26 protein-coding genes and 1 pseudogene are annotated in these 24450 nt (G+C 68.0%); 14 read left to right on the forward strand and 13 right to left on the reverse strand.

The genetic code is table 11. From position 1 onward, the window contains the following. Positions 1-50 precede the first annotated feature (50 nt). Positions 51-677: a TetR/AcrR family transcriptional regulator gene (locus ACPPVO_RS34615; protein WP_426502750.1), complete on the forward strand. Its 627-nt coding sequence runs from the start codon at positions 51-53 to the stop codon at positions 675-677. Positions 678-851: 174 nt separating this feature from the next. On the opposite strand, the gene ACPPVO_RS34620 is transcribed toward ACPPVO_RS34615, so the two are convergent. The 3 genes and pseudogenes from ACPPVO_RS34620 to ACPPVO_RS34630 all read right to left on the reverse strand — a co-directional run bounded on the left by ACPPVO_RS34620 (position 852) and on the right by ACPPVO_RS34630 (position 2563). Next, on the reverse strand, positions 852-1649 hold the full coding sequence (locus ACPPVO_RS34620; RefSeq protein ID WP_426502751.1) for a hypothetical protein: 798 nt from the start codon (positions 1647-1649) through the stop codon (positions 852-854). Next, positions 1640-1875, reverse strand: a pseudogene (locus ACPPVO_RS34625) (IS630 family transposase); the annotation flags it as partial. The pseudogene ACPPVO_RS34625 and the gene ACPPVO_RS34620, both read right to left, overlap by 10 nt. Before the next feature lie 400 nt (positions 1876-2275). Beyond that, complete coding sequence (locus ACPPVO_RS34630; RefSeq protein WP_426502752.1) at positions 2276-2563, reverse strand: hypothetical protein; 288 nt, start codon at positions 2561-2563, stop codon at positions 2276-2278. A 351-nt stretch (positions 2564-2914) separates the two neighbouring features. Here ACPPVO_RS34630 and ACPPVO_RS34635 point away from each other — a divergent pair, with 351 nt between their 5' ends. Together ACPPVO_RS34635 and ACPPVO_RS34640 are read left to right on the forward strand one after the other, a co-directional pair. Continuing rightward, on the forward strand, positions 2915-3430 hold the full coding sequence (locus tag ACPPVO_RS34635) for an RNA polymerase sigma factor (protein ID WP_426502753.1): 516 nt from the start codon (positions 2915-2917) through the stop codon (positions 3428-3430). Then, complete coding sequence (locus tag ACPPVO_RS34640; RefSeq protein ID WP_426502754.1) at positions 3420-4685, forward strand: hypothetical protein; 1266 nt, start codon at positions 3420-3422, stop codon at positions 4683-4685. The genes ACPPVO_RS34635 and ACPPVO_RS34640 overlap by 11 nt, the downstream gene beginning before the upstream one ends. A gap of 247 nt (positions 4686-4932) precedes the next feature. Here the strand turns inward: ACPPVO_RS34640 and ACPPVO_RS34645 are convergent, their stop codons facing one another. Next, positions 4933-5244, reverse strand: a complete 312-nt coding sequence (locus ACPPVO_RS34645) for an EthD family reductase (RefSeq protein WP_426502755.1) — start codon at positions 5242-5244, stop codon at positions 4933-4935. A 516-nt stretch (positions 5245-5760) separates the two neighbouring features. On the opposite strand from ACPPVO_RS34645, the gene ACPPVO_RS34650 reads away from it, so the two are divergent. From ACPPVO_RS34650 to ACPPVO_RS34660, 3 genes are all read left to right on the forward strand, one after another. Next, entirely contained in the window at positions 5761-6048 is a 288-nt protein-coding gene (locus tag ACPPVO_RS34650) for a winged helix-turn-helix transcriptional regulator (protein WP_426502756.1), read from the forward strand. 202 nt (positions 6049-6250) lie between these two features. Continuing rightward, complete coding sequence (locus ACPPVO_RS34655) at positions 6251-6694, forward strand: carboxymuconolactone decarboxylase family protein (protein ID WP_426502757.1); 444 nt, start codon at positions 6251-6253, stop codon at positions 6692-6694. A 23-nt stretch (positions 6695-6717) separates the two neighbouring features. Beyond that, the gene (locus tag ACPPVO_RS34660; protein WP_426502758.1) at positions 6718-7077 is read left to right on the forward strand and encodes a PhzF family phenazine biosynthesis protein; all 360 of its coding nucleotides are present in this window, start codon (positions 6718-6720) and stop codon (positions 7075-7077) included. 455 nt (positions 7078-7532) lie between these two features. Here the strand turns inward: ACPPVO_RS34660 and ACPPVO_RS34665 are convergent, their stop codons facing one another. Both ACPPVO_RS34665 and ACPPVO_RS34670 read right to left on the reverse strand, forming a co-directional pair. Continuing rightward, on the reverse strand, positions 7533-7856 hold the full coding sequence (locus tag ACPPVO_RS34665; protein ID WP_426502759.1) for a GYD domain-containing protein: 324 nt from the start codon (positions 7854-7856) through the stop codon (positions 7533-7535). Positions 7857-8199: 343 nt separating this feature from the next. Then, positions 8200-8967, reverse strand: coding sequence for a helix-turn-helix domain-containing protein (locus ACPPVO_RS34670; RefSeq protein ID WP_426502760.1), 768 nt, complete (start codon positions 8965-8967; stop codon positions 8200-8202). An 80-nt stretch (positions 8968-9047) separates the two neighbouring features. Here ACPPVO_RS34670 and ACPPVO_RS34675 point away from each other — a divergent pair, with 80 nt between their 5' ends. The 3 genes from ACPPVO_RS34675 to ACPPVO_RS34685 all read left to right on the forward strand — a co-directional run bounded on the left by ACPPVO_RS34675 (position 9048) and on the right by ACPPVO_RS34685 (position 10737). Further along, the gene (locus ACPPVO_RS34675; protein ID WP_426502761.1) at positions 9048-9437 is read left to right on the forward strand and encodes a nuclear transport factor 2 family protein; all 390 of its coding nucleotides are present in this window, start codon (positions 9048-9050) and stop codon (positions 9435-9437) included. A 201-nt stretch (positions 9438-9638) separates the two neighbouring features. Further along, a complete protein-coding gene (locus ACPPVO_RS34680) occupies positions 9639-9941 on the forward strand; it encodes a hypothetical protein (protein ID WP_426502762.1) in 303 nt (100 codons plus the stop codon). Positions 9942-10026: 85 nt separating this feature from the next. Then, positions 10027-10737 (forward strand): helix-turn-helix domain-containing protein, encoded by a 711-nt coding sequence (locus ACPPVO_RS34685; RefSeq protein WP_426502763.1) that lies wholly within the window; start codon positions 10027-10029, stop codon positions 10735-10737. Here ACPPVO_RS34685 and ACPPVO_RS34690 read toward each other — a convergent pair. From ACPPVO_RS34690 to ACPPVO_RS34700, 3 genes are all read right to left on the reverse strand, one after another. Continuing rightward, a complete protein-coding gene (locus ACPPVO_RS34690; protein WP_426502764.1) occupies positions 10719-11297 on the reverse strand; it encodes a dihydrofolate reductase family protein in 579 nt (192 codons plus the stop codon). The two genes, ACPPVO_RS34685 and ACPPVO_RS34690, sit on opposite strands and share 19 nt — an antisense overlap. A 623-nt stretch (positions 11298-11920) precedes the next feature. Beyond that, positions 11921-12883, reverse strand: coding sequence for a sialidase family protein (locus ACPPVO_RS34695; RefSeq protein ID WP_426502765.1), 963 nt, complete (start codon positions 12881-12883; stop codon positions 11921-11923). A gap of 566 nt (positions 12884-13449) precedes the next feature. Continuing rightward, a complete protein-coding gene (locus ACPPVO_RS34700) occupies positions 13450-14595 on the reverse strand; it encodes an endo-1,4-beta-xylanase (protein ID WP_426502766.1) in 1146 nt (381 codons plus the stop codon). Between the two features lie 333 nt (positions 14596-14928). Between ACPPVO_RS34700 and ACPPVO_RS34705 the strand changes: the two genes are divergently transcribed. From ACPPVO_RS34705 to ACPPVO_RS34715, 3 genes are all read left to right on the forward strand, one after another. Next, positions 14929-15060: a hypothetical protein gene (locus ACPPVO_RS34705; RefSeq protein WP_426502767.1), complete on the forward strand. Its 132-nt coding sequence runs from the start codon at positions 14929-14931 to the stop codon at positions 15058-15060. Positions 15061-15822: 762 nt separating this feature from the next. After that, complete coding sequence (locus tag ACPPVO_RS34710) at positions 15823-16977, forward strand: GH12 family glycosyl hydrolase domain-containing protein (RefSeq protein WP_426502768.1); 1155 nt, start codon at positions 15823-15825, stop codon at positions 16975-16977. Between the two features lie 529 nt (positions 16978-17506). Further along, positions 17507-18253 carry an aminoglycoside N(3)-acetyltransferase gene (locus tag ACPPVO_RS34715; protein ID WP_426502769.1) on the forward strand — a complete coding sequence of 249 codons (747 nt, stop codon included), beginning with the start codon at positions 17507-17509 and terminating at the stop codon, positions 18251-18253. A gap of 313 nt (positions 18254-18566) precedes the next feature. Here ACPPVO_RS34715 and ACPPVO_RS34720 read toward each other — a convergent pair whose 3' ends face one another. The 3 genes from ACPPVO_RS34720 to ACPPVO_RS34730 all read right to left on the reverse strand — a co-directional run bounded on the left by ACPPVO_RS34720 (position 18567) and on the right by ACPPVO_RS34730 (position 21398). Beyond that, positions 18567-20024: a glycosyltransferase gene (locus tag ACPPVO_RS34720; protein ID WP_426502770.1), complete on the reverse strand. Its 1458-nt coding sequence runs from the start codon at positions 20022-20024 to the stop codon at positions 18567-18569. A 286-nt stretch (positions 20025-20310) separates the two neighbouring features. Beyond that, a complete protein-coding gene (locus ACPPVO_RS34725; RefSeq protein WP_426502771.1) occupies positions 20311-20520 on the reverse strand; it encodes a hypothetical protein in 210 nt (69 codons plus the stop codon). Continuing rightward, positions 20511-21398, reverse strand: a complete 888-nt coding sequence (locus ACPPVO_RS34730; protein WP_426502772.1) for an MBL fold metallo-hydrolase — start codon at positions 21396-21398, stop codon at positions 20511-20513. The genes ACPPVO_RS34725 and ACPPVO_RS34730 overlap by 10 nt, the downstream gene beginning before the upstream one ends. On the opposite strand from ACPPVO_RS34730, the gene ACPPVO_RS34735 reads away from it, so the two are divergent. Together ACPPVO_RS34735 and ACPPVO_RS34740 are read left to right on the forward strand one after the other, a co-directional pair. Next, positions 21393-21818: a winged helix-turn-helix transcriptional regulator gene (locus ACPPVO_RS34735; protein WP_426502773.1), complete on the forward strand. Its 426-nt coding sequence runs from the start codon at positions 21393-21395 to the stop codon at positions 21816-21818. The genes ACPPVO_RS34730 and ACPPVO_RS34735 overlap by 6 nt on opposite strands. 334 nt (positions 21819-22152) lie before the next feature. Then, positions 22153-23403, forward strand: coding sequence for a sensor histidine kinase (locus ACPPVO_RS34740; RefSeq protein WP_426502774.1), 1251 nt, complete (start codon positions 22153-22155; stop codon positions 23401-23403). Between the two features lie 296 nt (positions 23404-23699). On the opposite strand, the gene ACPPVO_RS34745 is transcribed toward ACPPVO_RS34740, so the two are convergent. Then, entirely contained in the window at positions 23700-24275 is a 576-nt protein-coding gene (locus ACPPVO_RS34745) for an RICIN domain-containing protein (protein WP_426502775.1), read from the reverse strand. Between the last annotated feature and the right edge of the window lie 175 nt (positions 24276-24450).

Below are 24450 nucleotides of genomic sequence, written 5' to 3' on the forward strand. Positions count from 1 at the left end.
CATACACATCTTGAAACGATCGGTGCAAGATGGGTGTAGGCTGACGAACCATGGCGGGGCGTAAGCAATTCGACGTGGACGAGGCGCTACGACGCGCGATGTACGTCTTCTGGCGCTGGGGCTATGCGGAGGCTTCGATCGACCGCCTGACCGAGGACACGGGCCTGGGCCGCAGCTCGCTCTACAGCACCTTCGGCGACAAGAGCACCCTCTTCCGGAAAAGCCTGCAACGGTACGCGCAGACCTACCACCCGCTGTACGACCAGGCACTGTCCGGCCCGCACCCGGGCCCGAGCACCGTTGTGGCCGCCTACCTGCAGGTCACTCTGAACCGCATCGCCGACCCGACGGTCCCGGACGGCTGCCTGCTCACGCTGTCGGCAGCGCAACTCCCGACCCTCGACGCGGAGAGCCAGGCGACGGTCCGCGCCATGATCGACGGTTTGCGGGCGATGCTGAAGCAGGCGTTGCTGGCGGCCGGGGCCGGCGAGCAGGAGGCGGCAGAGCTGGCGCTGTGCACGCTGGCAACGAACAAATCCCTGGCGGTGCTGAGCCGCGCCGGCTTCTCCAGCGAAGACCTGGCAACCGTCGCCGCAGCCGCCGCCCGCATCCCGCGAGACCACTCCCACTACCTTGAGCAGCCCGATGGACACCCAGGACTCCGGCAAAGTGATTAGACGATGCCGCGAAGTACCCATGGTCAGGTGCCGTCGCGGCGACTGACCGGGTGGCCCGCCGAGTGGCAGATCGTTCGTGCTGCATCTGGAGGCCGACCACGCACACACGCTCGCGCGCGGCAGACGTCGGGTCACCGCACGTCAAACCCAGCAACCGTCTACCGGCCGGAACACTCAGGCCGCGCCGCAGTCCTTGCGCTCGTCCGGGACGGCGATGTCGAGTTCGGACTGCAATGAGCTGATCTTCAGCGAGAACGTGATCCCGCTGCACTGGTACCGCGCGACCAGCCCGTTCGGGGCCACATGGATATTGTTCGCCAGCCACTGGACCGCGCCGCTGTACGCCGGGTCGTCGCCGGGGAGGGCGGCATTGCCACACAGCTTTAGGTAGCCGATTTCGACGGGGGTCAGTGGGGTCGTCCCGGTCGAGTTGGCCTCGCACCGGACCGAGTACACGACCTGGTGGGCATGTTCGACGGTGAGCCGCCCGGCGGCGGTGCCGGGCTGGTCGGTGAGCGTCGGCAGGTTGAGCGTGTGCGTGCCGGAGGTGTTGACCCACTCGAGGCTCGCGCTGAAACGCTGCGCCTCCATCAGCTGATCGAGCGTGACCGGCAGCCGCCGAGCCGGGTCACACCCGTAGTCGTGCAGGTCCAGACAGGACGACCGGCTCGGGGCAGGCGACCGCGGCGCAGCGTCCTCGGCCGCCCGCTCAGCCTCCGCCTGATGGCCGGAGTACACCTGGATGCCGATGTAGACCGCAGCGAACGCGAGCACCACGAACGCGACGGCACCAGCGACGAGCAAGATGGGAAAGGGCCGCCCGCCGCCCGGAAGCGGCTCGTCGTTGTCGCCGTCTTCGATGATCTCCGGTTCAGCCACGGTGCAGTTCATATCACGGCCGCCGCTGCCGGGATGTCCCTCGTGTCGTGAGTCATGAATGCGTGTGCGATAACGGGCGATGGATTCACGCACAGCACCACGGCGCGTTCTGGCGGGTCCAAGTACAGCCCGACGACGTCGCGACCTCGTCAATGAGCAGCGGATCCTTCGACAGTTTCCATACGTCCTGGCGGTGCGGCTGCAGCCCGAACGCCCGCCAGATCCGCGAGATCGCGGTCTGCGACGAGCCAAACCCAGCCGTGAGGGACCGGGTCGACCAGTGCGTGACATCCTTCGCGGTCGTTTTCGAGGGTCGTGTTGATCTGTCGAGATCGACCAGCCGTAGTGGCACAGCGGCGCGCACGATCGGCGGCATGAGCGTGAACGTGCGCGCCCGGCGGTGAACCCAAGGGCGGCCCGAACTGGTGGCCCGCTGTCCAAGCGCCCAGGACACGGCGGACTGGCTGGTAGACCGGTTCTCCCCGGCTGGTTCCCGGGCTGCCGTTGACCGCGAGCGTCGATGCAGGCGGCGGCCAGTTGCTCGTCGCCCCGGTAACCAGCCGCGGCTGACTCGGTAGCCATGTCGGCCGAATACCGTGCCGGTGCAGGCGACGGACACGTCGAGGAGTTCGACGCCGCGCGTCGTTTTCTTCGCCCATCGCCCAGAGCTCAGCTCGTGCTCCACCGCCGTGGGCCGCCTGCCGCAGCTCTTTCCCTGATCAGAAGGGGGGTGCGTCCTGGCCCATCAACGCCAACGTGACGCCCCCTTTTCCGCTCTTGAGGCTTTGAACCACGACCTTGCCGGTGCGGCCGTCGGGCAGCTCCAAAGTGAAGGTCCGTCCGACCGCGTCCTTAGGGCCGTTGCCGGCGCCGTTTGCGAGCCGGAAGTCGCCGGCCCACGGCGGGGTTCCGCCCTTGCGCCCGGGCTCAGTGAACAGCGCAGCGGTGCCGGGGGTTCTGGTGCCGTCCGAGGAGAGGAGTGTTGATGCACTGCGAAAGGTAGCCATATGTGACACAGGCTATCTCCAACTGTGCTCGTTCGCGCAACCGGAACCGCGCCATGACGCGAGCGGCGGCCCTGCCGTGTGCACGGGCGCCGGCTGGCCGACAGGCTGCTCAATGAGATCCTTCACGAGGAGCGGACGGCCGAGGCTGGTCACAGTCGGTGACGAGGTCGAGCCGCCACCGCGCACCAACGGCGGCATGTGCGGATGTTCAGCTGGGGCCGTATCGATGAAGGACCGTCGATCTGGCAACCACAAGTAATCTTCGGCACGCCCTGACAGCTGCGGCGCGGCTTCACTGCCCGCGCTTCGGGGGCGTGGTGTCGCGGGCTGAGGTGGGCGATTCTGGGCCGGGTGGAACCGATCGCGGCTGCTGTGCGCCTGCAGGAAGTGACCGTGCTCTCCGAACCGGCCGTCCGGGGCGACTTCGACGCGCTCTACGCGGCGCAGTTCGCCCCCATGGTGCGGCTGGCCTGCGTGACGACCGGCAGCGTACCGGCGGCGGAGGACGTCGTGCAGGAGGTGTTCCTGGCGTTGCTGCACCGTCCGGACGTCCGCGAACCGACCGCATGGCTGCGCCGCGCCGTCGTGTCCAGGTGCACCTCCTGGGTGCGTCGTCGTCGGCTGGAACGCCGTCATGCCGGCCAGCCTGAGCCTGAACCGCTCGTGCCGCTGGGGCCCGACGCGATCGCCGTCCGCGCCGGCCTCGCCCGGCTGCGTCCGCGGCACCGGGCGGCCATCTTTCTGCGCTACTACCTCGACCTGTCCGAGGCCGACATCGCCGACGCGCTGAACTGTCGGCCGGGCACCGTCAAGTCCCTGCTAAACCGGGCCCACTCCGCACTGCGGGAGCACCTCGATGACCACTGACCAACGCCTGCGCGCCGCCATCCACGAACTCGTCGAGGCGATCCCCGTGCCCACGGTGGCGCCGCCCGTCATGCTGGTGGCCTCTCGCCGGTCATGGCGGCCCGTGCTCGCGGCCGCCGCCGTCGTAATGTTGCTGCTCGCGGTGGGGCTGGCGCGCTTGCCGGCGGCGCCTGGCGCACCTGCCGCTGGTCCCGCCACGCTACCGCGCGTCTTCGCCGACCATTCCTACCTCACCGCCACCGTATCCGCCGCGCCTGCCGGGCCCGCAATCGCCATCTACGGGTACGGGCAAGGCGACATGCCCTTCCAGACCCCGCAGCTCGTCGCCGTCGGGATAGACGGGCGCACCTACCGCGAGATCGACATCGCCAGTAAGCGCGGTTGGCCCGTCGACGCCCTGCTGTCTCCCGACGGCAGCGGGGTCGCCGTCTCCGACGCGCTGGGGCCGGTCCAGGATGTGGCGATCGTGGACCTGACCACCGGCCGTACCCGCAGCCACCCAGTACCTGCCGGCTCGGCGGTACAGCTACTCGCCTGGTCGCCGGACTCGATGCGGCTTGCGTACGCCGTCGCGCCGTATCGGCCGGACAGCCATGGCGATCCCCGGGTCGCGCTCGCCGCCGACGGCGAACTGACACTGCTCGACCTGGCCACCGGCGTCACGTCCACGGTCGCCGGGCAGCGCGGGGTGCTCGACGCGGCGTTCTCTCCCGACGGCAGAACGCTGGCCGTCCAGGTCGGCACCGAGCTGCGCCTACTCACCGGTGGCGGGAGCACGGTCCTCCCGCTGCCGGACAGGCACCGGCTCGGCGGGCCAGCCGCCTGGTCACCAGACGGCAGCCGGCTTGCGCTCTATCGGATGGCCGCGGGCAGCCCGTCCTGGGCCGCTGGGTATTGGTATCCGGACGGGTTGGCGGTCCTCGACCTGTCCACCAGGGCGTCCACGCCGCTCGACACCGACGCGACCGCGGTTCTCGGTTGGCAGGGCGCCGACCTGTTGGCAACCAACCACGACACGATCGTCTCAGTGCCGCCGACGGGGTCGGCCCGGCTCCTCGCCCGGCTCCAACCCGGCGACGACCAATTCATCGACACGGTACAATTCGCGACCGCCCGTACCAGCGACCTTCAGGTACGCGATACCGGCATCGATCGCGGCCCGTGGCCGTGGTGGCTGCGAGTGCTCACCATCGGGCCGCTCTTCCTCGCAGGCGGCGTCGTACTCATCGCGCGACGCCGCCAACGGGCTCATTGAGACCGTGGCATTCGATGCCCCGCCCCACGCAATCTTCAAGTTGGTGTTGCCGAAGTCGGTCAGGAGTATTCGACACGGACATCTCCGGTCGCTGCGCGCGGTGCCAGCCGACCCACGCGGCCTCGGCGCACGCTCGCGGTCACGGCGGTGATGACGGTCGCGGTGTTGACCCGCCGGGGCTGTCGCCGTTGGTGTTGAGGCCGACGTGGCGCTCTTTGGACGTGGGGCGCTTCGTCCGGGTTCAGGCTCAGCCGGTGCCGTGTTGCACCGTGTAGTGGATGACGACCGCACCACCGGTGGCGTAGTTGGCGACATCGGCGGCCACCTGCTGGCCGTGCGGCGACGCTCTCGCCGCGTTCATGGTCGCAGCGTCAGCGAACTCGGCTTCGAAGATCGCGAAGTATGGCGCTTGTCCCTGTGTGGCTGCGACGTCGAAGCTGTAGCGCCACGCGAGCAGGCCCGGCATGCGGGTGACCAGGGGAAGGTGGTTGGTCACGTAGTAGTCGCGGAAGTGGTCGGGATCGGCGGGGTGGGGGTACAGGACCACCAGCTTGTGCATGAGAACCTCCGTTGAGTAGTTGGCCGTCGCCTGTACGGGTACCACCGCAAACACCGGCTGCCTTCGACGACTGCGGTGTGAGCCTCGGTTGGGCGGCGCGGATCGCGGGCACGGAGCCAACGGCCCGCATCGGCGACGATCAGATCGAATCGTTCGGTTCCTTTGGTTACGGTTGCGGGCCGCCGACGCAGGACATCGACGGACAGGTGTTGCAGCCGGCGGCGGTACTGCGCGGGATGGCTGCGGATCAGCCCGAGGGCCGCCGACGGGGTCAGTTCGCCGTATCGCCGACCACACGATTCGCAGTGGTGGTCCTTCTCCGGCAGCGGCGGGAGCGTCATCGCACCGCCACGCTGCGCAGTCGCCTCATGAAGCCACCCCTGCCGCTTCGGAAATCGAATCACCACAGCGGACGGTACTGTATCGAAGTTCGAAGCATCAAGAGGGGCGGCACAGGCGATGACGGTACCCAGGCCAGGCCGGCCGGTACGCGGATCGAGCACCGGACGACCCCTCATGGCCGCCCTCGACCTGTTCGGCCGCCGCTGGAACCTGCGCATCGTCTGGGAGCTGCGGCACGGGCCGGTCGGGTTCCGCGCGTTGCAGCAGCACTGCGACAACATGTCCTCCAGCGTCCTGCGGCAACGGCTGACCGAGCTCCTTGACGCCCAGCTCGTCGCCCAGCAGCCGGACGCGGCCTACACGCTCACCGAGCTGGGCCGCGGCGCCTACCAGGCATTGCGCCCGCTCGCCCGCTGGTCCGACGCGTGGGCCTCGGCCCTGGGCGAGGACGGCGAACACTGAACCCCTGAAGCACCGCCCCCTGGCGCTTCGGAAACCGAATCGGTACGGTGCTTCTGAATCCGAATCACCTGGAGGGGTTATGGCCCGTATCCCAGCGCTCGAACCGCCATTCACGCCAGACGTGGCGGCACAACTCGCCACGATGATGCCGGCTGGTATGCCTCCTATCGGCCTGTTCCGAACGTTCGCCAGGAACTTGCCGATGACCATCGCGATGAGCCACTGGGGCAGGTACGAACTCGGCCGCTTCCTGTCCCTGACACTCCGCGAGCGGGAGATCGTCATCCTGCGAACCTGCGCGCGCTGCGGCTGCGAATACGAGTGGGGCGTCCACGTGATGGTCTTCGCCAACCGCGCCGAGCTCACACCGGCCGAGGTCACCTCGCTCACCCACGGGTGCCCTGACGATCCCTGCTGGACGGCCGGCCGCGAAGCCACGCTCATCCGGATGGTGGACGCCCTGCACGACTCGTGCGACATCAACGACGAACTGTGGCGGTCCGCGCAGGAATTGTTCGACGAGCGGCAACTGCTCGACTTGCCACTGCTGTGCGGGTGGTACCACGCAATCTGTTTCGCCGCCCGCACCGCTCACGTCGAACTCGAGCCCGGTGCTCCCCGCTTCGCCGACGTCACACCCACCTGATGGCCGGCCCACCGGTGGCAGTGGTGAACGCCTGCACCCGCGACGGGCAGGGCGGCAGCCCCACCGCGGTCGTGATCGACAACGCCACGCTCACCGACGACGACCGTCACGCCATCGCCCGTACGACCGGCACCTCCCACACCGCGTTCATCGACACCGGCACAGCGGATGCGCCCACGGTGCGCTTCTTCACCAGCGCCGGGGAACTCACGAACTGCGGCCATGGCACCATCGCCGCGCAAGCCGTCCTGCTGCACCGCAGCGGCGCCACCGAGCACCGCGGGGCGCCAGCGCACCGCAGGCCGCGCCTTCGCCACGACGGCCATCCGCCGTCGCGAAGGCGTCGAAGTCTGGTTCGACCGAGGCGCCATCGCCCTGGCTGACGACGGCGACGCCACCGGTAGTGGCATCATCGCGGCCCTCGGCCTGCAACGAGCGGACATCGCCGCCGGCGCAGGCGACGGTGCGGCCGCCTGCGAAGAAGCCGGTACGCCACTGGCGGCTGAGGTCGCGGATGCGGACCCTACCGAAGAAGCCGTAGCGATCGCTGCGAACCACAACTCCTGCGGCATCTTAGGCATAGATCTCAGGCTATACCTGATTGAACCCACGCCAGCCGTCGGCGCGATCGCACAACTCGGAGCGCCGATCAGCGCCGCCACAGCAGCCTATCGAGCGTGCAAATGTTGCCGAACGGTCGGCGGCAGCTGTGCGCACGTGACCATCCAGTGCCAGGGTGTCCACGTCGCACGGGAAAGCGCACAGGGTCGGCACGGGTGGCAAACGCCGGGCAGAGCGCCCTGCGTATCAGTGGATCGGAGCGGCCCTGGATTCCGCCCTAGTGGACACCGGGCGGTCGGTAACTGACCTTTTGCTGGGCGGCTCGATCAATCTCTTCTGGCGTCAGTAGTACAACCGTCTTCGTCCTGACCGCGCCGGAGGCGGTGGCGGCATAGCCGACGGCGGCGGCCGTCGCGTTGTCGGGCAGATCCGCGATGAGGTATACGTCCGCACCACCGAAGGCAAAGTAGAACGACTCCAGTCGGCCTCCGAGACGGGCGATCAAGTTCTCAGTCTGCGTAACGCGGCCGCTGCCGCCTTCGTCGAGGAGGCCACGAACGCCTTCGGTCGTGTAGGTGGTTTGAAACAAGTACTTCGCCACGCACGTCACCTTCTTCTAGGGTTGTTGGCCTCTGTTGGCAGCCAAACGGAGGTTCCACCTACGGCCACCTCCGGCTTGCGCCTTCTACCGTGGCGCCAGGGCCGAACAGTTTCCTCCTTACGGTGACACAAACATTCCAACAGCTCGTTCGACCAGCAAGCCAGTGGCTCCAGCGGATGTCGAGCTCGCCGCCGCCGCGGCGGCGACAGTCAGTAGGCTCGACCAGCAATCCTCCAGGAGACCTTCACATCATCGATGATCGGCGGACGTAGTCAGCCGGTGTATCACCGTGCGTCACCGACGCCCATGAACACCAGAGCGCCCGCGGCGGCATGACAGTGGGCTACTCCCTGAAGTAGGCGGCACTCTCCGCGTCGGCCGGGTAGTAGGACTCGATCGCGATTTCGTCGATCGTGATGTCCATCGGGGTACCGAATGTAGTGATGGTCGAGAACAGCCGCAGCTCTCGTCCGCCGACGCGAAGGATCATCGGTATCACGACGTCCGGTTCGATCCGTTGACTCAACGCATTCTCCGGTTCGGGCGCCAACAGTTCCTCGTAGAGTGCGGTGAGTTCAGGGTCGGGAGCCGTGGCGAGCTGGCGTGAGATCCGGGTGCGGAACACCGCGCGCACGTCGGCCAGGTTGACGACCATGGGAGCGAATCCGCGCGGGTCCAGTCCCAGCCGTACCAGGTTGACCGGCGGCCGCAGCAGATCGGGAGCCACCTGTGCGAAGAACGGGTCGACAGCGCGATTGGTCATCACGATGTTCCACCGCCGGTCGAAGACCACCGCCGGATAGGGCTCGTGGGCGCGAAGGACCCTGTGAATCGCGTCGTGGACGGCCGACAGCGCGTTGTCGGCGAGCGGACGCTCGGCGTACCGGGGTGCGAAGCCCCCGGCGAGCAAGAGCCGGTTGCGATCACGTAGCGGCACGTGGAGTTGATCCGCGAGTCGAAGGATCATGTCGGCGCTCGGCTTGGATTTACCGGTCTCAACCAGGCTGACGTGACGAGCCGAGACGTCCGCCGCGATCGCAAGGTCCAGTTGGCTGAGTCCCCAGCGATGCCGCCATTGCCGCAAGAGTCCCCCGACCGTGTACACGATCATGAAGGGTACTCAACGTTGAGCCGGACGCCATGAAGTCCGAGTTCATCGACAATCGAAGCGGCCGCGGAAACACTGCGTCCATGACCGCGGAGAACAAGAGCATCGTCCAACGGGCGCTGGCAGGACTGATCGAGACGGGTGACGTTGATGCGCTCGCACCGTTCCTGAGTGATGACTTCATCCACCACAGACCGGGTACAACCACCTCGACCAAGGTGGAATGGCTCGCCGCCGTCCGCGCAGCACTGGTACCGCTCGCCGGCATGCAGGTCGAGATCCATCAGGTGCTGGCCGACGGCGATCACGTCGTGATGTACTCGCGGCGCTGGCTTCCCGGCGCAGGACCGGAGACCGCCGTCGTCGACATCTGGCGGATTGACGATGACCTGATCGCCGAGGCGTGGGAGATCATCGAGCCAGTGACCCAGGTGGCCGCCAATCTGGTGTGGTGGGAACCCGCTCAGCACTGAACATTCGTAAGCCACGTGCGATGCGGACCTGGCTGAACGCCAGGCCGGGCCCGCATCTCTGCCATGATCGGACATCCGCTTTCTCGGCAAGAGCGTGCGCCGGCGGGATTCAGCCGTAGGCACAGGGTGTGGCGATTCGGGGCGGCTGCCGCGCGAGACCTGCGGCAGAAGCGGATGTCAACAGCAGGATCGGACGCTGGAGTGCTGGCCCACATCAGTACTCAAGGGCAGCGACCACTCTGGGCACAACAGGTATTCGCCGGCGAGGAGCGCCCGGGACACTGGGGCCGGTACCGGCCGGTGCTGCCGCAAGGAACCGGACCGCTGCAGGCCGCAGCATTCGCTGCCGCCATGCTCGGCGACGCCGAACTGGCCGGGTTCCTGGCCGCCCGCATCGAGAACGAAGAACCCGACGAACATCGCTTCGACGAATTCCTCGCCGACATCCGCCGGTTCTACCCGCACCGGCACCACCGCCACGTCATCGGCCCCGCCCAGCAGTAGCTGGCGACGGCCGGGATCAACGCGCGTTGACGGCGGCAGATGAGGAAGCCAAGGTTGTACGGCGAACTGTGCCTATCCTTCTCCCGTGGGACTGCGGTTCGAGACGCGCGGGTCCGACTCGCCGTGGGTCGACACCGTGTGGACCTGTACGAGCGAGCAGGTCGCGCAGATGACCTCCGTTGCAGCGGTGTGCTGGGGCTTGGTGTTCTGGGAGCGCGAGGGCACGGCGTACGCGGGCATTTCCGGCCCCGAGACCGGGACCGGCACCGTGCCGGTGCCGGAGGGCGCGTCCTTTGTCGGCATCGAGTTCGCCGTGGGCACGTCGCTCCGGGCCGTGCCCACGCCGGCCCTCGTCAACGGGAGTGTCGACCTCCCCGACGCCACGCGTAGGACCTTTCGGCTGGACGGCATCCGCTGGGAGACGCCCGGCCCCGACGACGCGGAGGCGCTGGTCGACCGTCTCGTACGCTCCGGAGCTGTGGTCCGTGACCCGCTCGTCACCGAGGTCCGCCGCGGCTACCGTCCAGCAGTCTCGAGGCGCACTGTCGAACGCCGGTTTCGAGCGGCGACCGGGCTCACCCAGGGCGCCGTATGGCAGATCGAACGCGCACGCACGGCCTCGGCGCTCCTGGCCGCCCGCGTCCCGGTCGCCGATGTCGTCTGCAGGCTCGAGTACTTCGATGAGCCGCACCTGGCCCATGCGCTGCGCCGGTACGTCGGGCGTACGGCGCGACAGCTCCGCGAGGGCACCGGCGGTGCGATCGCCCTGGATCTGGATCAGCTGACGACGTCGTAAATCAGCTTTACGATACCGTTCGGGTAGGCCGCGGACGCTCGGAGGCTCAGTACCTGCTTGTCCTTGTCGGCGTTGCTGAACAGGCTCTTGCCGGCCGCGAGCAGCACTGGGAAGACGAGAAGGTTGTATCGGTTGATCAGGCCTGCGTCCGACAGGCGCTGGGCGAGCTCCGCACTCCCATGGATGAAGATTGCGCCACCCTCGCTCTTCTTGAGCTCGACGACGTCGTCGGTCGAGCGCAAGATCGTCGTCGGACCCCATCCCTCGACGACGGCGTCGTCGGACAGCGTGGTCGAGACCACGTACTTGGGCAGCTCCTTGTAGGCAGCGTGGTCGTCCGAGTCGCGCCAGAGCGGCGCGAACACTTCGTAGCTGCGCCGGCCGAACATCAGCGCCGTCGTGTCCTCGAGCTCCTCGCCCTTGAGCGAGAAGGCCTCGGGCAGGAATTCGATGTCGTTGACCACCCAGCCACCGCTGCGGTGCTCCTCGCCCGGCCCGCCGCCTGGGGAATCCACAATGCCGTCGAGCGACATGAACCCGGTATAGACCAGATCACGCATGTGCTGTGCTCCTCATGGTCAAGCGACGAGGTCGCCCATGTAGATCGACAAGCGGGTTGCAACGCCACGCCGGCGAACCGCGGCGAGCGAATACGCCGATGGTACGAAGCGCCACCGCGATCGTCTTGTACGGAAACGGCACCAGGAAGGGCGCTGGACGAGCGGGACTGCCGTGCTCCAGGAACCAACCGGTCAGGTGGGACGGCTTGCTCGAGTTCGGCCGGGCGCCAGCTCGAGCCGGTTGCCGAGGAGGCCGACAATGGGCCGGTGTTCAAGCGACGCCGTGCGTTGTCCGTGGAGAGTGGGCTGACGGTCCTGGCCGCCGCCTGGATCCTGGCCGGCGTGGCGCGCACCAAGCCATGATCTTGCTTGATCCGCGCCCTCAACACGGCGGCGACATCCGCCTGTTCAACGGGCAGGTACCGCCCTGGCCCGAGGCACGACAGGCGACGGAGCCGGGCGGGGCGACAGCCCGACATCTCGATGTACCGTTCCACTTCACGAGCCCGGAAGCGCCGGACGTCGATCTGCCGCGCTGGTGGGACACTCAGCCCGTCTGACCGGCACGGCCTCTGAAGCCTCACCGATGCCCGGCCACGGTCGCGGGTGGCTGCCCGGTCGCGTCAGATCCGTACGACGCCGGCTTGGATCGGGCCGTCCACGGCATAAGGCGGGCCGGTCACCACGAAGACGAGGCCCGGCTCCCGGCGTGGGCCCGCCCCGTCCAGGGGGATGGTCTGCCGGCTGTAGCCGCGGGGGATCGGCGACGTCACCCGCGTCCACCGGCGCGGGTCGCCGAGGTGCCGGTTGACGAAGAAGTCCTGGTCGCTGTTCGCGGTGACCACGATCGTGCCCGCGGGGCCGCCCGAGTCCGACCAGGACACGGTCGGCGCGGCCGACGGGATGTAACCGTCCTGGTCGTGTAGGACGAAGTCCGGGGCCGAGTCGAACAACTCCGGGTCCCGAGCCAGCCGGTAGTGGACGGCGTAAGGGTTGCCGGTCTTGTCGTTCCCGTTCTCGTACGTCAGGATCCACAGGTGCGGGTTGATCTGGGCCAGGGTGGTCATTCCCGGGCGCAGGTCGTAGTCGGGGTCCGCCACATCGTTGACGACCGGTCCCCACGTGCGCAGGTCGGTGCTGGTCTGGTGGGCCAGCTTCTGCCCGTGCTCCGGGTCCCGCTGGTCGGAGTAGTAGACGACGAGCCGGTTGTCGTGCAGCAGCAGGAACGGCTCCCACACCGGCGTGCCGCCGTTGTTCGGGTTCGGCGGGCCGCCCTGCGCCACGGTGCTCAGGCGGCGCCAGGTGAGCCCGTGGTCCCGGCTCGCGTACAGCTCGATTTTGGTGCTGGTGAAGTCGCCAAGGTCGTTGCCGGCGAACAACAGCGTGCCCTTGGGCAGCCCGGCGAAGGCGCGGGGCAGCTCGTACAAGGAAGGCTGCAGCCAGAACCCGGCCACATCGCCGGTGCTCGGCACATTGCTCAGGTGATGCCAGGTGTGCCCGTCGTCGGTGCTCCGGAAGATCGGGAACCCAGCCGCGCCGAACTGCTGGTACGAGGCCAGCCAGGTGCGCGAGCCCTCGAGTCGCACCGCGCGGGCGTACGCGGCGCCGCTTCCCGGATCGGTGACGACTACGGGGCCGAACGGGACCTCGCCCCGCGGCGCCGGCGGCCCCGCTGACGCCGGTTCGGCCAAGTTCAGCGGCAATCCGGCGACCACGACTGCGCCCGCACCCAGAAGCGTCCGGCGCGACAAGCTCGCGCCTCCTCGCTCTCGCGGATCAGTGGACGCGTGCGGTTGGTCTTGACGTCGACCCTGCAAGGTTCCCCCAAGGTGGAGACTTCCGCTCATCCGCCGGCCGGGTGAGTCGCCGGACCGGGAGGCGAAGAAATGGAAGGCGTTCAATAGACTGTTGTACCGCTGTCAAGGGTGCCGGTCGCCGACGAGATGGTCACGTCGGCGACCTTGGCCCCCTGTTACTGCCCTGCGGCACAGGCTCCGGCAGCCGCTGAAATCCATTGCCGATGCGCTCGACATGGGTCAAGTCGACGGCCGCCCCTTGCCCGGTGGGCCCGCGATCGCGGACCGAGCACCGCCACCGATCTCACCGTTCACGATCGCCACGTGTCCTACCGAGGTGTGGGACGTGCCCGGGATCAGTGTCCGGTGCCCGGGCGGCGTGGCGCGCCGCCTGTGGCCAGCCGCAGGTCCTGCTGCAGGACCGTGTACGCCGGCTTGGGGTTGAGATTGACGTCGTAGATGAGCGCGTAGCCCTCGCCCGCGAAGACTGCGGGGATCCAGGAACTGGCGTCGGTGAGGCCCCAGATCGTGAACGAGATGCACTGGCGGACGAACAGGCAGGCCTTGAGCATCTGGTCGTACTCGAACGGCTGGGCGAAGACCGCCAGGTGGTCGGTGGGCACGTTGTCGGTGGCGTTGTTGACGAACGTGCGTACGTCGGCCTCGGTGATGGCGACCTTCAGGCCCAGGTCCGCGTACCGCTGGAGATCCTGCTGCATGAGCGGGCCGGAGAAGCCGTACTGAGTGTCCAGGTGGCCCTGGTCGCCGATGCAGTCCAGCGGCACCCGGTCGGCCAGTGCCTGCTTGGCCCACGCGTAGACCGCGTCCGACTTGGCGTTGCTGCCGTCTTCGCCCGCGATGTTGTAGTCGTTGTAGCACAGAATCGCGTGCGGGTCGGCCGCGTGCGCCCACCGGAACACGTCCTCGAGAATGCCGGTCCCCAGGTGGGACACCCAGAAGTCGTTCGGGTTCATCTGCGACGGCGTGCTGTCGGTGAAGAACTCGTTGGCCACGTCCCACTGCCAGATCTTGCCCCTGAAGTGGGTGACCTCGTCGGTGACGTGCTTGTGTAGCAACGCCCGCAGCTGGTCGTTGCTGTACGTCCCGTTCGTGACGCCGTCGGTCAGCCAGGTGGGTAGCTGGTTATGCCAGGCCAGTGTGTGCCCCCGGACGAGCTGGTCGTGCGCCCGGGCGAACGCGACCAGGTTGTCGCCGCCGGACCAGTCGTAGGTACCCCGGGTCGGCTCCACGAGCTGCCATTTCATCTCGTTGCCCGGCGTCACGACGGAGAACTGGTCGCCGATGATCTGCCCGTAGCTGGCCAGCTCGGACGGGACCGCGGCGGTACCTATGCGCAATCCGATCGGTGCGGCCAGGACGCGCAGCGAGTCCGCCGGCGGCCGGAAGTCCGACTGGCTGGACACCGCGCTGGCAGCGGTGCTTCCGGTCAGGACGAGCCCGGCGAGCGCGGCTGCGACGGTGAGCAGACGGCGTGATCGCACCGTGAGCCTCCTCGAAGGTGGCGTGATGGATTCCGGTACGGAGTACCGAAATTTTCGCAACTTTCCGCAGAATTTTCGAGGCGAGAATATCGACGCGTTCGACCGGCGTCAATATCGAGAGCCGTGGCACCTCACGGGCCGGTCCGTCCGTGAACTTCGGAAGCCCTCGCGCATATTCGCGGGTCGCATACCCACAACTGCGCTGCTCCCGGATGTCGGGAGACCTCACGCAGCGCCTTCCGCAACCGCAGCGCGCCGTCGCCGGCGGCGAGTACCGGGGCGCGGATCCCCGCGCCACGACACCGCCGCGACCGCTCGGCAACTACGTGGGACATGGCATGGGAGCGCACGACAGGTCAATCATGGGAGACCCCCAGAAATGTCGACCTGTTCGACCGCCGCCGCGATACTTACATAATCGGCTACCCCGACGTGATCTTCTTCGTCGGCCACAGCGGCGACTGAACCCAGCGGCTTCGATCGGCAGGGAGGCCGATCCGGAGCCGTGCGCCGCCATCACGGCCACACACGCCGACTGCATGATGACCTGCCCGCTTCGGCATCTTGCGGAAGCCGGAGGCGACCAACGAGCGTGACGTTCCGTAGTGAGCCTCATCGCGGCTACTTCCGGACGGGCAGGCAGTTCGGCGCGGCGTTCAACCGACTCGGCGGTACGACCGGCCATAGCAACCGGGCCAAGTTGTCCTTCACGGTCCTCGCCGCCCCATCTGAATGACGGGACCGCAGCGCGCCGCGGCTCCACGCTTCGGCCGGCATGCGGCCGCTCGGTTGCGCGGACCGCACGACGCGGCCGCCGGGGCCTGCGCGCCGAGCCGGGCCGGCGTCGCGGTCAGCTTGGCCGGCCGGCGCCCCTCTCGCAGCGGCGAACTCGCCCGCCCTGGCCTGCCGGATCGGCACCCGCGTCCAATGCTGTGCGGCAACGGTCCACCGTCGCGTGGCCAACGACCTCATCCTGCCCACGCGCCTGGTGCTGCGCGAGCCGGCCTGAAGAAACTTTCACCGCCGACCGCGCCCGGCGCGTGCTCCCACCTCGATTCATCTGACTGATCGAGGGGCGGCGAGATCCGCGGTTGCGCCGGCATGGCCCTGCGGTTACACAGATCCGGAAGCGCTTCCACACGAGTACACCTGCGAAAACTGGATGGCCAGCAGCGTCCTGCTCGGAAGCGTCTCCAAAGTCGCTCGCAATCAGCATGGGAGGAATACATGAGACGACTTTCCGTCGTCGCCGCCGCGCTCCTGGCGGTTGCCGGGGCCGTCGCCGTCGGGGTGGCGGCGTCGCCCGCCAGCGCCGACACCCAGATCTGCGCCAAGTACGGGTCGACGTCCATCCAGGGCGGCAAGTACATCGTGCAGAACAACGTCTGGGGCGACGACACCACCCAGTGCATCAACGTCACGAGCACCGGCTTCGCGGTCACCTCGGCCGTGCACAACCTGCCGCAGAACGGCGCCCCGGCCGCCTACCCCTCGGTGTACGCCGGCTGCCACTACGGCGCCTGCACCTCCGGCAGCGGCCTGCCGCTGGCGGTCAGCGACAGCCGGTTCGGCACGATCTCGACAAGCGTCGGGATGTCGTACCCCAACAACGGCAGCGTGTACGACGCCTCCTACGACGTCTGGTTCGACCCCACCCCGCGCACCGACGGCCAGAACACCGGCGCCGAATTGATGGTCTGGCTCAACAAGACCGGTTCCGTGCACGCCGCCGGCTCACAGGTCGGCACCGTCAACATCGCGGGCGCGAACTGGGACGTCTGGTACGGCAACTACGGCTGGAACGTCGTCTCCTACGTCCGGCAGAGCCCGGTCTCCTCGATCAACTTCAACGTCTCGTCCTTCTACCGCGACATGGTCAACCGCGGCTACGCCCAGAACTCCTGGTACATCACCAGCGTGCAGGCCGGCTTCGAACCCTGGGTCAACGGCACCGGCCTCGCCGTCAACGACTTCTCCTACAGCATCGGCACCGGCGGCGGCACGGGCCAGCGGATCGTCGGCGCCCAGTCCGGCCGGTGCGTGGACGTGCCCAACGCCAGCCAGACGGCGGGCACCGCGGTACAGCTGTGGGACTGCAACGGCCAGGCGAATCAGGCGTGGAACTACACGTCCAGCAAGCAGTTGCAGGTGTACGGCAGCATGTGCCTGGACGCCTCGGGCCGCGGCACGACCAACGGCACCGCGGTCATCATCTGGACCTGCAACGGCCAGGCCAACCAGCAGTGGAACGTCAACTCCAACGGCACCATCACCGGGGTGCAGTCGGGGCTGTGCGTGGACGCCCCCGGCACGGCCAACGGGACCCGGCTGCAGCTCTGGTCCTGCAACGGCCAGGCCAACCAGCGCTTCACCCGGAGCTGACCGGCGTCGGTCCAGCACCGCGCCCGGGCGGAACCCACCTGCGCGGACGGCCGAAGTCGCTGGCCGCCCGGTCCCACGAAAGGCGGGACCGGGCGGCCGGCGCGCTCGTCGCTGGGGACCAGGTGCCAGCCGAGCGTGTCCCGGATGCCGGATTGTCGCGTCCCGGCGGCAGTTCCACACCGCGCCGTTGTACCGTCGCCGCGAACGCGGCCACATCCCGGCCTCCGCGAAGCCCATGACGACACCCGAGCGCTTGCCACAATCGCTGACACTGGGCGTAACTTCGACCGGCATCCGTGGGGCTGCCGGGGGCTGGTATGCAGCGTCGACGGGCGGTTGGCCGGAGAGGCTGCCGAGATCGCCACCGTCCGGATCATGGCCAAAATCCTTCGTCAGCCGCCTGGATCACTGGCAGGCTGGCGACGTGCTGGTCCCGAAGCAGCTACTCAACCGGCCCGACTACGAGCCCGTTACGCGTACCCGGCTCGCCAGTCATCTGCGGCGGATCGGGGTGAGCGAAGGTGGAGTGATGATGGTGCACGTCAGGCTTTCAGCCTTCGGGTGGGTCGTCGGGGGGATGGACTCCGTCGTGCACGCCCTCCGCGACGCCATTGGCGAGGCAGGCACGTTGATGGCACTGTCCGGCTGGGAGGACAGCCCATACCATGTCGCCAGCTGGCCTCAGCCTTGGCGCCAGGCATACCGGGACCAGCCGCCGTTCGATCCTCACATCTCGGCTGCGCGGCGGGAGTTCGGACGGTTCCCGGAACGACTACGAACGTGGCCCGCCGCCGAGCGAAGCTCGCATCCAGAGGCGAGCTTCGTTGCGTTGGGCCCCAGAAGCGCCGAGCTGTTGGCCGAGCCCGACGACGGCGACCCATGGGGTCCGCTCGGCCCGTTGGGTGGATTGGTCAGGCTAGGTGGCCAAGTCCTGATGCTCGGTGCGCCCCTGAAATCCCTGACGCTGTGTCACTACGCGGAGGCGACCGCGGATGTGGAAGGGAAGCGGTATCACGAGTACGAGATGCCAGTACGCAAAGGCGATGAGGTGGTGTGGGCGACGTATCGGACCCTCGACACGTTCTACGGAGCACTGCCGTATTGGGAGCGTGAGGATCTGGAGATCGGCGACTCCGTCGTCGCCAAGCTCGCTGATCAGGCCGTTACTGCCGGGGCCACTGACATCTCGCATATTGACGACTGCACAGTCGTTCTCATCGATGCGGCAAAGGCGGCCAGTGCGGTCCGCGCGTGGATCGAGGCGAACTTCCAGTGAGGCGGTATGAGGAGCCCGGTCCGCCGGGCCGGATGCGGCAGTCGTTCTGGGAAGGACCGGTTGAAGGCAAGCGGCAAGCACGGACCGCGGCCACGGTCCGCCGTGTCCGGGCGCTCATCTCGGCACCAGTGCGCGCCGCTGCTGCGGTTGGAGGCACCTGGCCGGCGTCACGCGCGCGTACCAGTGCTATGAGCTCGTGCATCAGTTGGCATCCGGTCGTGCCCTGGCCGGATCCGGGACGGCCTGTTGGATCGCGCCGATCCCGTGCGCGTCCGCGTCGCTTCGTGTCGCGGGTCCCCGGAGACCAGTCGGGCTAGCAATCCGCCGTGAGGACGGACACGTGCGTGCCGATACGGTGGGCTTCGGCCAGAATCGCCGGACCGAAGGCGCCCCAGAGCCCGTCGAGCCTCGATGTGATCAGCACCGTGTCCACCGCTTTGTCCGGCAACGCGGTGTGGATGCCCACATTGTGGCGCACGTCGTGGCGCGTCCCCGCGCCGTCCGCGAGCAGCCGGTCCACGACCTGCCGGTCGAAATCGGCGAGAACACACGACTGCCCGACTGCGGGCACGACGGCCCCGGCCCCGAACACCGCGACGCGTGTGTCGGACGCGATGGACTCGAACGCCTTCTCCAGCTCCGCGGTAACGGTCAGTCCGGCGCACTTGCGGGTCCAGTCGGCCACCTTGCGATTGAGCGTCTCCAATGTGGACAGCCCCGGCTGGCCGGGCGGCTGCATGACCAGCCAGCCGAGCTCGAGCGTCGGCTCGGCGAACCGGTACTTGTCAAAGAAGCTCTGGGCGTTGCGGAGGAGGCCCGCGAAGTTCACCGCCCCGTCCCGCTCGTGCGGTGCCTCGATCGCCCACCCGTCCATGCTCAGCCGGATCGCGGTACCGTTACGGGCCAGCCGGTAGCCCAGGTCGATGTCGTCAAGGCCCCAGCCGCGGAAGCTTTCGTCGAATCCGCCGACCATCCAGAAGTCGGCGGCGGGTACCGAGCAGTTCGAACTCCACAACAGCTCCTCCGGGAAGATGCGGTTGCTCAGGTCGAACCCGACCTTCTCGAACTCGCCGTGCCGCGGGTCGCGAAACCTGGGCTCGTCCCGATAGCGGTCCACCACCTGCTGCGGTGTCAGAGTTTTGACGGCCTCGGCCAGTCCGGCCGGGCACGCGTAGTCCGGGTCGTCGACCTTGCGTGGGGGGTATGCGTACACGTATCCGGCGCACGCCACGCCCGGCACGGTCGGCGGTGTGTGCACGAGCAGATGCGCTGTGAGCAGATCCGGGCCGGCCAGCGTGGCACAGTCCAGGAACACCAGCAGTGGCGCGGCGGCCAGCCGCGCGCCGGCGTTGCGCACCCGCGTGACGCCGTTGTCGCGCACCTGCGCGGTTCGGGCCCCGAGATCCTCCTGGAAGTGGTACTTGAGTCGCAGTCTGCCGGCGAAGGAGTTCACGACCGCCCGCGTCTCGTCACTCGAACCGTCGTCCGCGACGATCACCTCATACTGGTCGACCGGCAGCGTTTGCCCGCACAGACTCTCGAGCGTGAGGCGCAGGTCTTCGGCGCGGTTGTGGGTGGGCACGACAACCGAAACCCGCAATGCCGCGTCGGCGCCGCCGCCGGAATAGTCCGCGGTCAGCCCAACGTCTCTGTTCGACAATCGGTTCTCCTCGGACTGCGTATTACCGAAGCAGCGCCCTCCAAGCACCCGCATACGCCGGAACTGAGGAACGGGGAAACCGGTATCCCAGGCGCCCTGCCTGAACTGCATCCGTCCATCCATTGCTCATCAACGCAACGATGAACGTTGATATGCTAGCCACGACCCAACGAGCGGTCAAGGCTGGGAACCCGCACGGCCGGCCGTTGTCGGCCCTTGCCGAGCGGGCCCGGCCGGCCACGCTGGCGGCCGGCAGCGGCGGGTCCGAGCGTCCGTGCGTCGGAACGGGTCAGAACGGGCAGGCGTCCATCCACTCCGTGACCAGGAACGGGTTGGCCGGTTCCTGAATCGCGGATAGCCGATCACGCCTCACCCACCACGTGCCGAGATGTCAGGATCAGTCCACGACCCACGTGGTACCCGGAACCGACCCGATAGCCGCCACTTCCGGCTCAGCGAGCTGAGCATTCGCCTCGACGCCACCCGCCTGCTGACCCGCGCGGCCGCCCACGACGCGGACCGCGGCGCCGATGTCCGCCTGGCCGCCGCCGAGACCCTGGCCACCGCGGCCGAGCTGGCCCGCGCAGTGACGGTCGCTCATCGCCACGTCCGCTCCGCATCGGCCAATACGGTGAAGCCGGACCCGTTTCGCGCGACCTCCACCGCATGGGTCCCGCCGAAGTGTGCTGGCACGACCAGCGCGTTGTGGTCAGCCGCCCACTCGAGGACCTGACGGCGGGAGCGGGCCGCGGCCGCCGGATCGTGGCAGAAGCAGCTCGACACGTCAGGCTCGAGCACCTGGATCGGCGAGTGCAGCAGATCGCCGACAAATACCGCCCGGGCGCCACCCGATTCGAGGGTCAGCACACCGAGCCCGGGCGTGTGACCGGGGGCGAGCGACAACCGAAGGTTTTCGTCGACCGTGTACGAACCGTCCCAGACGGTCGCCTGACCGGCCCGCAGAATCGGCTCGATCGACTCGATGAAGACGGCGGCGCTGCGGCCGGGTCCCTCGGCGAGGTTGCGGGGGTGGAAGAAATCGACGTCGGGACGGGAGAACAGGTACCGGGCATTGGGGAACGTCGGGACGCGCTGCCCGGTCTTCGGCTCGACGCGGGTGTTCCACCCCACATGGTCGGCGTGCAGGTGCGTGCAGATGACCAGATCGACGTCGGCCGGCGCCACCCCCGCCGCCGCCAGCCCGACCGGCAGGTCGCCACCGGCCGGGACACCGGCGCGGGCGGGATCGGGGCTCAGCCCGGTGTCGATGAGGATGACCCGGCCGCCGCTGCGAAGGAGCCAGGTCTGGACGGCGATGCGGACCCGATCCGCTTGCGGGTCCCAGTGCGCCGGTGCGAGCCAGGACCGGTTCGCCTCCCACAGCTCGAGGTCGGTGCCGGGGAAGAACTCGGCCGGCGACAGCGGCCGGTTGTCGAAGTGCCCGATCCGCGTCACCGAGACATCGCCCAACTCGATGGTGTGCATAGGCTGATCCTCGACGGTCCGCCGGGGCTCGAGAAAGAAGGCACATCCATGTCCACTGACCGAACGGCAGGCACCGTCGTCACCGCGGCTGACTACGAAACGTGCCCCGTAACGCGGGTACTACGTCGCGTCGGCGACAAGTGGACCCCGGCCGTCATTCGGCTGCTGGCCGCCGGCGTGCATGGCTTCAACGAACTCGACCGGTCCATCGAGGGCATCAGCCGGCGCATGCTGACCCGCACGTTGCGCACACTGGAGGACGAGGGCTTCGTCAGCCGCCGCACCCCCGCCGCGAAAGCGATGCGCGTCGAGTACGCGTTGACCGAACTCGGCGAATCGCTGCGGGAACAGCTGTTCGCCCTCGGGAGATGGGCGGAGGCGCACGACACCGCACTGCGGGCGGCCCGGGACAAGGGGTAGTCCCCGTCTACGAGTCGGTCCTCGACGCCTTCGGCCATCTGCCCCTCATCCACGACGACCCGCCGCCCGCGCCGCCGTGTCCGGCCAAAAGGAACTACGTGGATGCCGCGAGGAAGGCGTCGAAGATGCGTGGGTCGCGGCCGGTGAGGTCGCGGACGTCGGTGGTGACGGTGGACAGCGAACCGGCGGCAACCTCGCTCCACAGCTCGACGTCTTGTCACTGGCCGTCGAGGACCGGGCCGAGACCCCTGCGGCAATTGGTGGGTAACTTCCGCGGTACACGACTGCTGATTGCTGTTCACCGTTTACACCCTGTTAGCGATACGCTGCGCGGATGGATGGCGGTTTGCGGTGGCCGGGCCTCATCCGGGCGTTGGTGCGGCTGCAGCAGGCCGGCGACCGGCACCCGTGGCGGGTCGACGTGGTGTTGGCGGCGGCAACCGGTGCGGTGAGTCTGGTGCTGGGCCGGCAGGACCCGCTCGGCGCCTGGCGCCACCTCGATGCGTTTGGCTTCGCCTTGACCTGCGTGGTGAACCTGACGCTCGTGGCCCGGCGGAGGGCGCCCTTCACCGTGCTCGTCGTGTACAACGCGATTTGGGCCGGTTATGTCGCCGCCGGATACTGGCCAGTGGTCAACGCCTCCGGCGCGATGCTGGCGGGCTATACGGTGGCGGCCAGTCGACCGCTACGGATCACTGCGGCCGGCGCGGCGATCGGTGCGGCGGTTTGGGTGTACGCCGGCGTCTCCGGCGGGGTGGACGCGATCGTCACGGTCGTCGCACAGAGCATCGTGTGGTCGGTGGTCATCTGCTACTTCGGCAACAGCGCCCGCCGCCTGGTCGAGCGCGGCCGGCAACTGGCTGTTCTGGCCGCCCAGTTACGCCGCAGTCAAGACGAGCGGGCGCAGCGCGCGGTAACTGAGGAGCGGATGCGGATCGCCCGGGAAATGCACGACGTGGTCGCCCACCACATGTCGGTGATCTCGGTGCAGGCCGGGCTGGCGCGATACGTCCTCGAGTCGGATCCGCCGACCGCTCGTGATGCGCTTGGCACGGTACTGGACATGAGCGGCGCGGCGTTAAGGGAGATGCGAGGCATCCTGGCAGTGCTTCGGCTGGACCGGGATGAGGAGTCGTACGATCCCGCGCCCGGTTTGGATCGGCTCGGCGATCTCGTGGATCGTGTCAGAGCCGCCGGGGTGCCCGTGGAGCTGCTGGTGACCGGGGTACCCCGGCCGCTCGACTCCGGGGTGGACCGCTGCATTTACCGGATCGTTCAGGAAAGTCTGACGAACGTCCTCAAACACGCCGCGCCAGCCCGCGCCACGGCGACCCTGCACTACGCCGCCGACGGATTCGTCGCCACGGTGACCGACGATGGCCGCCGGCCGGTGACCACGGCGTCGAGTGGACAGGGGCTGATCGGTATGGCGGGGCGCGCGAAGCTCTACGGCGGCACCCTGACCGCCGGTGCCCGTCCCCAGGGCGGATTCGAGGTCGTCCTCGCGCTGCCCACCCCCTATCCGACCCCGCCGGGCGATGACTCCGCTTCGGCCCTGCACGGCGGATGGACAGATTCCACGTAACTTATAGGTGGAAGTACGACCACGTCACCGGACCGTGCAACTTCGTGGTATAGATCGGCCCTCGGGCCAGGCGACCATCGCGGTCGTGCGCGGCGAGGGATACCTCATCTCGCGGGAAGCTTCAGGACTGGGCGCTTGCGCTCCCGTCTGGGCACGCTGCGTGCCCGGTCACGGTGTTCGCCGGCCGGTGGCTCTCGCACCGCGTTGTCCCGACGACGACGGTCCTTTCCAGGATCGTCGTCATCGGGATCTGGCGTGGTCTTCAGTTCATGTGCGAGACCGGACGAGAGTGCGCATCACACGCTCCACAGCGTCCACAACTGCGTCGAGGTGTTGTAGCAGTGCCACTGAACGATTTTGACGCCCCAGGCGTGACTGGTGCTGTCCAAGTCGAGGCACATCGCGCGGCCGTACAACAGGCTGGAGACGGGCACCAGCTGATATTTCCCACTGTGATTGAGCAGCTGGAACTGCTCGTTCGCGTAGTCGCCGCAGTGCCATTGGATGATAGCGGCGTTCTCCGCGTGTGAATTCCCTTGTACATTGAGGCACAGGTGGCTGTGCTTGTTTACGATCTGGTAGGCGCCGGCGCTACCGTAGTTGCCGACCCAGACGAAGTCCCAGTATTCGTTGGCCTGCCGCACGCAGCCCCACTGGTCGATCTGGATCGGCGACTGGCTCCATCCTGGAACGTCCAGGCATGCGCCCGAATACTGGTTCTTGATCCAGACGTTCGGGCTGGCCGCCGCCGCCAATTGTACCGGATCGAGACTCATGGCTGACGGCGCGGGCTGCCCGGGAATGGGTGCCGCCAGTGCCGGGCTCGCCCATCCTGCGGCGAGCGCCACCGTGGCCAGGAGAAAGGCGGTCACCAATCTGCGTACTCTCACGCTTTGCCCCTCACTGGGAAATTGGACCATCGAGCGGATATTTCTACTGGTCTGCCAAATTGACATCCCGCTCCGCACGATACCGATATAAGAGCGGCGCACCGTCTGGCAACTGATTGACGTTCTCCGAAACTTTGGCGGGTCCGGACAGTGGCAC

This window comes from Dactylosporangium sp. McL0621 (assembly GCF_049995355.1).
GTDB lineage: Bacteria > Actinomycetota > Actinomycetes > Mycobacteriales > Micromonosporaceae > Dactylosporangium.